The sequence below is a fragment of the Pseudomonas multiresinivorans genome (assembly GCF_012971725.1).
GTDB classification, from domain to species: Bacteria; Pseudomonadota; Gammaproteobacteria; order Pseudomonadales; family Pseudomonadaceae; genus Pseudomonas; species Pseudomonas multiresinivorans.
This window is the reverse complement of record NZ_CP048833.1, coordinates 1,256,165-1,268,732: the sequence shown is the minus strand read 5'-3', so window position 1 is coordinate 1,268,732 and position 12,568 is coordinate 1,256,165. Positions and strand designations below refer to the sequence as shown.

Here is a 12,568-nt window from a genome sequence, read left to right as displayed (position 1 = left end):
GCTCGCTCCTACAACAGCTTCACTTCAATTGACTGGAGCTCTTGCCGAGCAACCGCCGCGCCACGATCAGCAGCTGGATCTGCTGGGTGCCCTCGAAGATGTCGAGGATCTTCGAATCACGCGCCCATTTCTCCAGCAACTCTTCCTCCCCATAGCCCAACGCGCCCGCCAACTCGACGCACTTGAGTGTCACCTCGTTGGCTACCCGCCCGGCCTTGGCCTTGGCGATGGAGGCCTCCTTGGAATTGGGCAGGCGATTGTCGGCCATCCACGCCGCCTTCAGAGTCAGCAGACGCGCCGCTTCCCATTCGGCCTCCAGGCGATACAGCGTGGCTTCGGCGTGGCTGGCGGTCAGCAGCGGCTGGCGGTAGTCGAAGCGGCAGCCGGCCTTCTTCAACAGCTCGCGAGTGCGATCCAGCGAGGCCTTGGCCACGCCGATGGCCATGGCGGCCACCAGCGGCCGGGTGTTGTCGAAGGTTTCCATCACCCCGGCGAAACCTTTCTGCACGTCAATCTCGGCATTGCCCAGCAGGTTCGCTGCCGGTACGCGGCAATCGGTGAAGCTGATGGAGGCGGTGTCCGAGGCCTTGATCCCGAGCTTCTTCTCCAGCCGAGTGACGGTCATACCCGGCGTGCCCTTCTCCACCACGAAGGACTTGATCGCCGCGCGACCCAGGCTCTTGTCCAGGGTCGCCCAGACCACCACGGCATCGGCGCGGGCGCCGGAGGTGACGAAGATCTTCTCGCCGTTGAGCAGGTAGTGATCGCCATCGCGGGTAGCAGTCGTGCGGATCGCTGCCGAGTCCGAGCCGCAGCCCGGCTCGGTGATGGCCATGGCTGCCCAGGTGCCGGAGAAGCGCTTGAGCTGCTCCTCATTGGCCACCGCGGCGATGGCGGCGTTGCCCAGGCCCTGGCGCGGCATGGCCAGCAACAGGCCAGTGTCGCCCCAGCACATCTCCATCACGCCCAGGCAGGCGGAGAGGTTGCCGCCGTTCTTCACGCCCTCCTCCGCGCCGGCCTTGCGCTTGCTGGCCGAGGTGGCGCCGACGGCGTCCGGCGAACCGGCGTTCATGCCGTCCAGCAGCGCGGCGAGCAGGTCCAGTTCCTTGGGATAGGCGTGCTCGGCCTTGTCGTACTTGCGGGAAATCGGCCGCAGGTAGTTCTCGGCAACCTGGCGGGCCTGGTTCTGCAAGGTGCGGAATTTCTTCGGTGTCTCGAGGTACATGCAAGGCTCCTTACAGATGCAGGCCGCCAGCCATCAGGCTGACGGCGCGCAGATCGCGGTACCAGCGTTCGGCCGGGTGTTCCTGGGTGAAACCGTGGCCGCCGAGCAGTTGCACCGCGTCGGTGCCGATCTTCATCGCCTTCTCGGCGCAGAGTAGCTTCGCCAGGTAGGCCTCGCGATGGAAAGCCTGTCCGCGCTCAGCCAGCGCGCAGGCGCGCCAGACCATCAGGCGCATGGCGTCCAGCTCGATGGCAATGTCCGCGACCATGAAGGCCACGCCCTGGCGATGGCTGATCGGCTCGCCGAAGGCCTCGCGCTCGTTGCAGTAGGTGATGACGTAGTCCAGCGCAGCCTGCCCGGTGCCCACGGCCAACGCACACCAGGCCAGCGCGGTGTAATCGAGGAAGGACTGATAGTCGAACTGCTCCGCCGCCAAACGCTGTTCGGCCGGAACCTTCACATTCTTGAAACGAATTCGCGCGGTTCCGGTGGCCTTCAAGCCCATGGCCGATTCAGCACGTGCCTCGACACCCTTGGCGCGGGTGTCGATAAGGAACAGCGCCGGGCCGTCGCCAGCATCCGCCGCCACGATCAGCTTCTGCGCATCCACGCCACGTACCACCAGGCACTTCTCGCCGGACAGGGTGTAGCTCGAGCCACGCTTGCGGGCCTTGGTGGACAGGCGCAACGGATCGGCCAGCAGCTGCGGCTCGTTCACCGCAATGGCGATCAGCGGCGCCCCCTCTTCAGCAACGAAAGCCGGCAGCCAGCGGGCTTGTTGTTCCGATGAGGCCCAGCGGCGAATGCAGTTGGCCGCCGAGAGCGGCACCAGCAGCGCGGCGGCCAGGCTGAGATCGCCACGGGCGAGGGATTCGGCGATCAGCGCATTGGTCACCACCGTGCGCTCGCCAGCCATGCCGCCGTGCACTTCGCTGACACCGTAGTGGGTCAGCCCCAGCTCCTGCGCCTGGGCCAGCAGCTCCAGGCCCAGGTTGGCCTTGGCGTCGGCCTCATGGGCGGCCGGGCGAAGCACTTCGGCGGCAAAGCCTTCGAGCATCTCCACCAGCATCTGCTGCTCGTCGGACAGGGACAGGTCGAACAGCCCGTCCGGATCGGCCTTGCGTGGGGTCTTGGGCTGCTTGGCGGCGCGCTCGCTGGCCAGCCGGAAGCCAGTGCGGCTGCCGCTGTAGAGCAGTCTTTCGAAAGGCTTGCGCAGCTTGAGTCGGTCCGGCCAATCGGCCTGGGCGACACGGTTCAGCACGGCCAGGGCGCGGCCCTGCACGTCGGTGGTCATGGCATCTCGCTCCGCGGAGGGTGGATGCCCCGATCATGCGCCGGGAAACGGCGGGGGAACCATGACCGCTTTGCCGTTGGTCGCTGGCAGAGCGGTCAGTGGGGGGTATGCGGGGTTACCTGGGGTGATGAGAGTCTGTAGGAGCGAGCTTGCCCGCGAATTGCCCCGCAGCGGGGTTTGTTCGCGAGCAAGCTCGCTCCTACAAAAGGCGCTCCCTGCAGGAACGGCCCAGGCTAGCGAAAGCAGATCAGCCCTGGTGGCGAATCTTCTCGACGATGGCGGTGGTGGAGCTGTTTTCCACCAGGCCCAGCACGCGGACTTCGCCGCCGTAAGCCTTGACGATGTCGGCACCGACCACCTGCTCGACGCCGTAGTCGCCACCTTTGACCAGCACGTCCGGACGAACTTCGGTAAGCAGGCGCTCGGGGGTGTCTTCGCCGAAGCTGACAACCCAGTCCACCGCGCCGAGGCCGGCGAGCACTGCCATGCGGCGGTCGACGCTGTTGATCGGGCGGCCCGGGCCTTTCAGGCGAGTGACCGAACCGTCGTCGTTGACCCCGACGATCAGGCGATCGCCCTGGGCGCGCGCCTGTTCCAGGTAGGTCACGTGGCCCGCATGGAGGATGTCGAAGCAGCCGTTGGTGAAGACAATCTTCTCGCCGTGGGCGCGGGCGTCCTCAATGGCCAGCAGCAGTTGGTCGAGGCTCAGCACGCCACGCTCGGAGCCCTGCTCGCGCTGCACGGCGCGGCGCAGTTCGGGAGCGCTGATGGCGGCGGTGCCGAGCTTGCCGACGACGATGCCGGCGGCGAGGTTGGCCAGGGCCACGGCTTGCGGCAGATCCTCACCAGCGGCGATGGCGCCGGCCAGGGTGGAAATCACGGTATCGCCGGCGCCAGTGACGTCGAACACTTCGCGGGCCCGGGCCGGCAGGTGCAGGGCGCTATGGCCGGGGCGCAGCAAGGTCATGCCGTGCTCGCCGCGGGTGACCAGCAGCGCGCCGAGTTCAAGCTCGGTCATCAGCTGCTGGCCCTTGGCAACCAGGTCGGCTTCATCGGTGCAGCGACCGACGATGGCTTCGAATTCGGAAAGATTCGGGGTGATCAGGCTGGCGCCACGGTAGATGGCGAAGTCCTTGCCCTTGGGGTCGGCCAGCACCGGGATACCACGCTGGCGGGCGGCCTGGATCAGTGCCTGGTGGTTCTTCAGCGCGCCCTTGCCGTAGTCGGAGAGCACCAGCACGCGGACCTGGTCCAGCAGTGCCTCGACGTCGGCGGACAGCGCCACGGCGTCAGTGCGGAAGGCTTCCTCGAAGTCCACGCGCAGCAGTTGCTGGTGACGGCTCATGACCCGCAGCTTGACGATGGTCGGCTGGCCGGCGATGCGCTGGAAGCGAGTGGTCACGCCCACGGCCTGCAGGCTGTCGCTCAGGCTGTCGGCGGCTTCGTCGACGCCGGTGACGCCGACCAGGAAGGCCGGAGCGCCGAGGGCGGCGAGGTTCAGCGCGACGTTGGCGGCGCCACCGGGGCGGTCCTCATGCTGCTCGACCCGCACCACGGGCACCGGGGCCTCGGGCGAGATGCGCGAGGTCGCGCCGTGCCAGTAGCGGTCGAGCATCACGTCGCCGACTACTAGAACGGGGGCCTGATCGAATCGGGGCATGGTCAATTTCATGGGAACTCCGCAGGTCGAAATCGCCGCGGATAATACCATAGCCGCCCGGTGCGACTTGCGCCGGTCAGGGCAGTCTGCGCACCCAGAACAGCTCGTGGCGACGCACCGCCTTGCGGAAGAACTCGTCGTCGCCGGTGACCGGCCACTGGCGACCGGCGAGCACACGCTGGATCAGCCGGCGCAGGCGCTTCTTGCCGGTGAGCGGGGTCTGCAGATCGTGCTGCAACGCCAGGGCCTGGGCCTTGTCGATGCGCGTCGCGGCATCCAGCACCGGGCTCCACAGCGGGTCGGCCGGCAATGCCTCGATACAAGGTGGCAGGGCGATGCCGCCATCGGCCGGGCCCATGGGCCAGCGGTCGTTGTCGTGCAGGTGGTTGGCGTAGAGCAGCAGGGTCTGCGGCTTCCAGATGCTGCGTTCGATGGCCTCCAGGGTCGCGCGGGTGGCGTGCACGTGATCGGCGTGGGGGTCCAGTTCCGGATGCGCGGTGAGGATGACTTCCGGACGGATGTGCTCGATCAGCGAGGTCAGATCGGCCACCAGGTTGAGCCAGGTCGGTGCGCCGTCGCTATCGCCCGGCAGGCTCAGCGAGTTGAAGCCCCGAGCCGTCCGGATATCGTGCTCGTCCGACTCGCGGGAGCCGAACGCCTTGCTCGGTTCCGCCGACATCGCCGGCAGTTGCAGGCAGTAGTAACCCAACTGCACGCAGCGCTCGGCAGGCACCCCGCCCCAGAGCGGCGCGGCGATGCTGTCCCAGGTGCGCAGGCGGCCCTTGAGCCTGGCGGCCTCGGCCTTGCCCAGCCCGAGACGCTGGTAGTGCTCGGCCTCGATTTCACCCTGGGTCAGGGTGACGATCCAGGCTTCCGGGCAACGGCTGTACTGGCCGAAGGCAGCCAGTTCGGCGTCATCCGCGTGAGGGGCGATGATCAGCAGGCGCTGCCGGGCGTAATCGGGATTGTCGAAGGCATGCAGCACGCCCTGCTGCGCCAGCCGGCAATGGCGGTTGCGGATGCGCAGCCGCCCGGCACGCAGCGCTTCACCCTGACCGGAGAGGTTGAGGTAGCGCTTGCCGCTGACGCCCCGTTCGAAGTCCTGACGGTCGCTCTCGACGCCCTCGATCACTACCTGCGGATCGAGCCAGCGGCCGAGCAACGAGGCTTTCACCTCGATCTCCAGCACCAGGGTCTCCTCCCGCTCCGGCAACGCGCCGGTGGCAACGTGCAAGCCGTGCGCGCCCAGGGAGACCGGCAGTGCGATGGAGCCTTCGGGGAAGTCGTAGCGATAGTCGTCGCGCGGGGAGTAGAACAGGTGATCGGCGAACCACGCCTCATGGGCGACCCAGCCGAGCAACACGGCCAGCGGCACACTCCACCAGGGCGCGAGGATACCCAGCAGGATCAGCGCCAGCAGGGCAACGAGCAGGACCACACGCTTCTTGCGGCGGTGCTGTTTGAGCAGTTGCTGTTTGCGGGCGGTCATGTCGTTCTCCGTGGAAACCGATCGCGGACGCAGTCCGCTCCTACGCACGGGCCAAGGCACCGTGCACGAACTGTAGGAGCGAGGGGGCGCCTGGCCCTTGCTCGCGAACGGTGTTCCGCCTGGCACTGCCGTGTCATGCGGTTCGCGAGCAAGCTCGCTCCTACGAAAAGCGGGGTCAGACCTGGAACACCGGCACCCGGTGACACCAGCGGTCCTTGTACTCGCGGTCGGCGCGGCCGAAGGAGTAGCGCAGCGGCTTGCCCAGTGCCTCGGCCTCGGCCCAGGCCTCCTGGGTATTGACGAAGCTGAGCACGCTGCCGGGGCTGAACTCACGGTTCTCCGGTGCCACGCCGCCATTTATGTATTCGACGCTGATCCATTTCGGCGCCTCGACGCGGTAGAGAATCTGGATCGCCACCGGCTCGCCGTCCAGGCGCACCAGCGAACCACGCATGAACTCGCGCATCAGGCCGAACACTTCGGCCAGCCGCGCCTTCCCCGGCACCTCGAACTCCCAGCGGCGCTGGAACAGGTCGGCATAAATGCTCGCCTGCTCCTCGGGGCTCAGCTCGCTCATCGGCTGCAGCACACCGCCCGCCTCTTCCAGCAAACGCTGTTCGCGGCGCTGGTTGTAACGGAATTTTTTCGAGAAGTCGGCCGGCGCGCGGTTCATCGCCAGTTGCTCGGGCTGCTCGCGGGCGTCGCTGACCTGCTCGCGGTTCAGCTCGGAGAGGTAGCGCACCTGATGGCGCAGCTCGATGCGCGCGCCGTCGGCGATCGGCAGGATGATTTCGGCATTGCCCAGGTCGAACAACGCCTTCTTGCCCTCGCGCTTGAGCACGTCCTTGGACAACGCCAGGTTGCGCCCCCAGGTGGCCACGGCGGCGCGCAGTTCGTCGCCTTCGAACCAACCGAGGTAGCGCACCGGGATACCGGCCAGGGCGGCCAGGCGCTCGACGACGTCGGGGTGGGTAGCGACGCTGCCACCAAACCGGTGCCAGGCGGCGGCATAGTCTGCCGCCGTGATGGGCGTCCAGCCGCGTTCGCGGAAGACTCGCAGACGATTCAGCATGCCAGGGTGTTCCGCTCCAGCGTCATACCGGCTGCTCGACGCTCAATTCGTTGCCGTCGACCGGATCGTCGGCGAACTGGCGGGCGTGCAGACGGGCGTAGTAGCCGTTCTGGGCGATCAGCTGATCGTGGGTGCCGCGCTCGACGATATGGCCCTGGTCCATCACCAGGATCAGGTCCGCCGCCTCGATGGTGCTCAGGCGGTGGGCGATGACCAGCGTGGTGCGGCCTTCCATGACCTTCTCCAGGGCGGCCTGGATGTGCCGTTCGGACTCGGTGTCCAGCGCCGAGGTGGCCTCGTCGAGGATCAGCACCGGCGCATCCTTGAGCAGCGCGCGGGCAATTGCCAGGCGCTGGCGCTGGCCGCCGGAGAGCATCACGCCGTTCTCGCCGACTTCGGTATCGAAGCCTTCAGGAAGACGGTCGATGAACTCGCGGGCAAAGGCATCTTCGGCCGCCTTCTCCACCGCTTCGCGCGGTTTGCTGGCGAGGTCGCCATAGGCAATGTTGTTGAGCACGCTGTCGTTGAACAGGTTGACCTGCTGGGTCACCAGGGCGATGTGCCGGCGCAGATTGGTCAGCTTGTAGTCTTCGACGTCCGTGCCATCGAGCAGGATCTGCCCTTCGCTGTGGTCGTAGAAGCGCGGGATCAGGTTGGCGAGCGTCGACTTGCCGCTGCCGGAACGACCGACCAGCGCCACCATCTGGCCCGGCTCGACGCTGAAGTTCAGTTCGTTCAGGACTTTCCGCTCGGTGCCTGGGTAGGTGAAGCTGAGGTTCTTCACCTCCAGGCGGCCCTGTACGCGGTCACGCTCGACGGTGCCGTTGTCCACTTCGGGCTGCTCATCGAGCTGCTCGAAGATACTCTCGGCACCGGCCACGCCCTTCTGGATGGTGGAGCTGACTTCGGAGAGCTGGCGGATCGGTTTGGGCAGCAGGCCGGCCATGGAGATGTAGGCCACCAGGTCGCCGACGGTGGCATCGCCACGCAGCAGCAGTACCAGATACAGCAGCACGGCCATGGCGCTGTAGATCACCAGCTGCAGCATCGGCGTGTAGATCGCCGAGGTCTTGTTCATGCGCAGGTTCTTGCTGGTGTTCTCGTTGGTCACGTGGCGGAAGCGCTCACGCTCGTAGGGCTCGCCGCCGAAGCTGCGGACCACGCGATAGCCCTGGATGGTCTCGGAGGACACATGGGTCACATCGCCCATGGCCACCTGGATCTTCTTGCTCTGCTTGCGGAACTTGCGGCTGGCGGTCGTCACCATCACGGCGATGATCGGCAGGATGGCGAGCATCACCAGGGTCAGCTTCCAGTTCATCCACAGCAACGAGAGGAACAGGAAGACCACGGTCATGCCTTCGCGGATCACGACCTTGATGGCATCGGTGGCCGCACCGGTGACCATGGTCACGTTGAAGGTAATGCGTGAGATCAGGTGGCCGGAGTTGTTGCTGTCGAAATAGCGGTTGGGCAAGGTCAGCAGGTTGTTGAACAGCGCAATGCGCAGATCCTGCACCAGCCCCAGGGAAACCTTGGCAATGAAGTAGTTGCCGAGGAAGGAGCCAACGCCTTGCCAGACGGCGATCAGCACCACCAGCAGCGGCACTGCGTAGAGCAGCGACAGGTCACTGAGCCAGGCCACGGAGGAATTGGGGAACAGCTTGGCATCCGGATGGGCCAGGCCGTCGACGAAATACTTGAGGATGCCCGCCAGCATCGGCTGGGTCGCGGCGAAGATCAGGAAGCCGATGATGCTGAGCAGGAACATCCCGATATACGGGCGCACATAGGACAGCAGTCGGAAGTAGATCTTCAGGCTGGAAGTTGCCTGGGGTTCTTTACCGGACATGTAGGAATCGCACGCTTAAAAGGTCGGCGATTATAACACAGCGCTCTCGTTTGCCCGGCGGGTGGGCTACTATAGCCGGCTATCGATTCAGGAACCCGTTATGCAAGACCTTGCTCTCTCCGCCTACGAAGCGCTGCGCGCCGGCGCCCAGGTGCTGGAAGCCGACAAGCATGGCGACAAGGTCCTGTGCCTGGCCGATGGCAACTTCCTCAAGCTGTTCCGGCGCAAGCGACTGATATCCTCGGCCGCGCTCTATCCTTACGCGCAGCGCTTCGCCGACAACACCGAGACACTGCAGCGCCTGGCGGTGCCCTGCCCGCGGATCATTGCGGTCTACCGCATTGCGGAGATCGCCCGTGATGCGGTGCATTATCAGCCGCTACCAGGCGACACGTTGCGTCAGGTGATTGCGGCCGGAGAAGCGGATACGCACCTGGCGGCCCAATTGGGCGAGCTGATCGCAGAGCTGCATGACCAGGGCGTGTACTTCCGCTCGCTGCACCTGGGCAACGTGGTGAAGACCCCCGAAGGCACCCTGGGCCTGATCGACCTCGCCGACATGAAGAAACATCGCCGCGCCCTGTCGCGCCAGCAGCGCAAACGCAACTTCGCCCACATGCTGCGCTACGACAGCGACCGCCAATGGCTGCTCGCCGGTGGCCACACCAGCGGCCTCGCCAGAGCCTACCTGGCAAGCAGCCGAGTGCGCTGGAGCCAGCAGGAGCTCGAGGCGATTCTTAGCGCGGCTCCATGATCGCCGGCCTCGCCTGAGGCCAGCGCTCGAGACACAGCCCCAGCAGGATCACCACCCATGGCATCAGCCACATTGCGCGCGTGCGCTCCCAGAGGCTGAACACGTCAAACTGCATGGCGACGCTGGAAAATACCCAGAGCAACAAAACGGATAGCCCTAGCGCTCGCGTACGGCAACACCAGGCGCGCAGGCCGACCATGAACCACATCACCAGGAATACCAGAAGGGACGGCACACCATACTGAATCGAGGTGTGAACCAGGAAGTTATGAGCCCCGCGATGATAGATCCCGCCAGGCCCACTCACCGCATAGTCTCCCCCCAACCCCACACCCACCCAGAAATGCTCGCGCACCAACGGCCAGGCGCTACGTAGCAGCTCCAGGCGTTCGGAGTCACCTCGAAGGATGAGTGCGGGTTCGAAGAAGAACAAAGCTCCGCCACCCAGCAGCAGCAGTAGCGGCAGCAGCTTGGCAACGCGCCCAGGCACCAGCAGCAGACTCAGGACCGCCGTCACCGTCAACGCCAGCAATGCGCCGCGGCTACCGCACAGGCCGACATACAGCAACGCCGCGGCCAGCAGGGTCACCCAGGGCAATTGCTGCCAGCCCTTGCGCGGCACCAGCGGAACGCCCATCACGACTATGAAGGCAACCGCATACGCCGCCGAGTTGGGGTTATCAAGGAAGCCCCCGAAACCGTTGAGCCGATGCGCGTCGTAATGGGGCTGCAAGAGCAGCGCCAGCAGACTGTAGGCCCCGGCCAGGGTAACCAGTGACAGTAGCGACAACCGAAGCCTGCGTTCGTCCGAGCGCCCCCAAAGTACCCAACCGAGCACCAGCAGCATGAAGAGGGAGACACGCTTGAGCACATTGAACGGCTCTTCTACTCCCTCGGCCCAGAGCAGCGACAGAGCCGCCCAGCCGAACAGCGCCAAGAGCAACCAGGCTTCCCGGTGCGAAGAAAGGACGTGGACCAGCTCGCGACGGCGCGCCACACTCAGCCACAGCGCCGGGAGGTAACCGAACAGCAGGACCATGTTGAAGTAAAACTTCATGCTCGGGGTCAGCAGTACGCCCCCGATACTCCAGAGCACGCCGACACCGAGCATGGCCTCGGCAATCCGACTGCCCTTTCCGAGGCGGCTACCAATAGGTCCCACCGTGGGACACCAGAGATTCCAGGCGCGCACCATCAGTTTTTTCATAAGCAACTTATTCATTAACGACTGAACTTGAACAACAGATGGCGCAAACGCCGCAAGGTAACGCGATTCCAGTTCCAGAGCGGCAGCTTCAGCAGAACCGACCATGCATACGCCTTGTCGTTGACAACCGAATGCTTGAGCGCCTTGTTGACCACACAGGCCAGGCCCTTCCGGTAGCAAGGGTGATCACGATAGGGGTTTATGGCCATCAGGTCGTAGATCAACTGCTGCCGATACAGCGTCCTGGACAAATTGCTGGAGTGTTGGCGATAGAGGGTCCCATGGTCCGGAAGAACATCGACTCGGTAGCCAAGGTAAGCGATCTTGAGAGTGATCTGGAAATCCTGAACACGGATCTCCGAATCGTAGAAGCCGGCACGCCTCAAAGCCTCGTGCCGATACATGGCAACCCCGCCGCCCACTGCACGAGCGTTGGCAAGCAACTCATCGAAAGTAAGCCGGCAGACTTCCGATGCCTTCTCAGATTTTATTCTGCTTCCTTGCTCATCGATGTACACCACTTTGCTGCCTACGCAGCCGACGTCGGGATTTGCCTGTAGATAAGCCGCCTGAACACTCAGCCTTCCAGGCAACATGACATCATCTGAGTCCGGTGTAGCAATGAACTCACCTCGGGCATGACCAAGCGCCGTATTGAGGGCACCACTCACCCCTGTATTAGCCTGGCGAAAGAACTGGAAATCAAAGCGCTGCTGCAACGCCTGGATCTTCTGCGCACTCGCATCCTGCGAACCGTCATCGACGACGATCAGTTCGAAGTTCGGATAGTCCTGTTCGAGAATGCTCAGCAGCGCTTCTTCGATATAGCGCTGGCGGTTGTAGCAAGGTACCAGCACGGAAATCAGCGGGTATTCCACAGGCACCTCAGATGCGGGTGTCATTGTACGTTGTCATCGCTCAGATCCCCACGGCCCGGAGCAATCGCTCCAGCATACCGGGCCGCGGCCGCTCGCGCAGTGGGGCAGCCATGGCCTGGACGATCCGCGCGCCGATCCTGCTGAACCCGAAGCCCTCCACCGCCAGCGCCCGCCCGGCCTCGGCGATGCGAGCCGCGCGCTGCGGGTCGTCCCTCAGCGCCTGCAGCTTGCTGCGCAGCTGGGCCACATCACGGTAGAGCACTACGTTCTGCATGTCCTGCAGTCCCAGCGCGCGGTTCTCCACCTCGCCCTGGTCATACGCCAGCAACACGCAACCACAGGCCATGGCCTCGAAGTTCTTGATCATGTACTCGCCCATCCCGACATCCGCGCTGACAAAGAAGCGGATACGGTTGAGCGTGTTCAGGTAGTCCTCGCCCGAGTTGGTCTTGGTCACCAGCAGGTTTTCCATCTGGCCCAACTCGTCCAGCAGCGCCTTGCGACCGCTGTAGGCAACGCTTCCGGTGCTGCCGACGAAGGCCAGTTCGATATCCCGCTCCCGCCCCAGGTCATGCAGCAGGTCCTGGTCGTAGCCCTTGGGCACGAAGACCGCATCGAAGCCTTCCTGGCGCAGACGCTCGCTGACCATGAAGCCCGAGCTGATCACCCGGGCCCAGGGCAGTCGGCGGTAGTGCGCACTGAACTTGCCGGTGTACTTGCAGGGAATGTAGTTCTGGTAGGCATCGTGCTCGAGGATGACCAGGTTGGGCACGCTGCGGATGAAGGATGCCTGGCGCATTTCCTTTTTGAAGCGCAGGAAGAACAGGATACGGTCGTACTTCGACACATCCACCTGCTCGCGGAAGTAACGGCGCAGGTTGGCCTGCTCGTCGCTGCTCAACCAGCGCAGGTCGCAGTCGCAATGTTCGGCGATACCGTCATACAGACGATCGAGAATGGCGCGTTGTTCTTTCTGGACCAGGAACAGAACTTTCAAGAATCACCTTTACATCCCAGAGTACGGGCAATCGATTTAGCGTGCATCCTGGACCGATTTTGTCTATCGCCAGCGCCCTGCCTCATCACCACGGTCAGGCGACAGGGACGATGCGCCGCGAAGATTAGGGGACGCTGAAC

The 12,568-nt window shown here is 64.5% G+C and carries 10 protein-coding genes; 1 reads left to right on the top strand and 9 read right to left on the bottom strand.

The genetic code is table 11. The features are described from left to right. Positions 1–19 precede the first annotated feature (19 nt). The 6 genes from G4G71_RS05720 to msbA form a co-directional block, all read right to left on the bottom strand. Positions 20–1,225: an acyl-CoA dehydrogenase family protein gene (locus G4G71_RS05720; RefSeq protein ID WP_169936026.1), complete on the bottom strand. Its 1,206-nt coding sequence runs from the start codon at positions 1,223–1,225 to the stop codon at positions 20–22. Between the two features lie 10 nt (positions 1,226–1,235). Further along, positions 1,236–2,519, bottom strand: a complete 1,284-nt coding sequence (locus G4G71_RS05715; protein WP_169936024.1) for an acyl-CoA dehydrogenase family protein — start codon at positions 2,517–2,519, stop codon at positions 1,236–1,238. Between the two features lie 247 nt (positions 2,520–2,766). Further along, positions 2,767–4,191 carry a bifunctional D-glycero-beta-D-manno-heptose-7-phosphate kinase/D-glycero-beta-D-manno-heptose 1-phosphate adenylyltransferase HldE gene (hldE, locus tag G4G71_RS05710; RefSeq protein WP_169936022.1) on the bottom strand — a complete coding sequence of 475 codons (1,425 nt, stop codon included), beginning with the start codon at positions 4,189–4,191 and terminating at the stop codon, positions 2,767–2,769. A 64-nt stretch (positions 4,192–4,255) separates the two neighbouring features. Next, positions 4,256–5,668: a PIG-L deacetylase family protein gene (locus tag G4G71_RS05705; RefSeq protein ID WP_169936020.1), complete on the bottom strand. Its 1,413-nt coding sequence runs from the start codon at positions 5,666–5,668 to the stop codon at positions 4,256–4,258. 175 nt (positions 5,669–5,843) lie between these two features. After that, on the bottom strand, positions 5,844–6,740 hold the full coding sequence (locus tag G4G71_RS05700; RefSeq protein ID WP_169936018.1) for a GNAT family N-acetyltransferase: 897 nt from the start codon (positions 6,738–6,740) through the stop codon (positions 5,844–5,846). 22 nt (positions 6,741–6,762) lie between these two features. Beyond that, positions 6,763–8,592 (bottom strand): lipid A export permease/ATP-binding protein MsbA, encoded by a 1,830-nt coding sequence (gene msbA, locus G4G71_RS05695; RefSeq protein WP_169936016.1) that lies wholly within the window; start codon positions 8,590–8,592, stop codon positions 6,763–6,765. A gap of 100 nt (positions 8,593–8,692) precedes the next feature. Here msbA and G4G71_RS05690 point away from each other — a divergent pair, with 100 nt between their 5' ends. After that, entirely contained in the window at positions 8,693–9,346 is a 654-nt protein-coding gene (locus G4G71_RS05690) for a lipopolysaccharide kinase InaA family protein (protein ID WP_169936014.1), read from the top strand. Here G4G71_RS05690 and G4G71_RS05685 read toward each other — a convergent pair. From G4G71_RS05685 to G4G71_RS05675, 3 genes are read right to left on the bottom strand one after another with little or no spacing between them, the layout of a single operon-like run. After that, positions 9,330–10,658 carry an O-antigen ligase family protein gene (locus G4G71_RS05685; protein ID WP_240964881.1) on the bottom strand — a complete coding sequence of 443 codons (1,329 nt, stop codon included), beginning with the start codon at positions 10,656–10,658 and terminating at the stop codon, positions 9,330–9,332. The genes G4G71_RS05690 and G4G71_RS05685 overlap by 17 nt on opposite strands. Further along, on the bottom strand, positions 10,568–11,455 hold the full coding sequence (locus tag G4G71_RS05680; protein WP_169936012.1) for a glycosyltransferase family 2 protein: 888 nt from the start codon (positions 11,453–11,455) through the stop codon (positions 10,568–10,570). The genes G4G71_RS05685 and G4G71_RS05680 overlap by 91 nt, the downstream gene beginning before the upstream one ends. A 16-nt stretch (positions 11,456–11,471) precedes the next feature. Continuing rightward, a complete protein-coding gene (locus tag G4G71_RS05675) occupies positions 11,472–12,428 on the bottom strand; it encodes a glycosyltransferase family protein (RefSeq protein WP_169936011.1) in 957 nt (318 codons plus the stop codon). Positions 12,429–12,568: the final 140 nt, after the last annotated feature.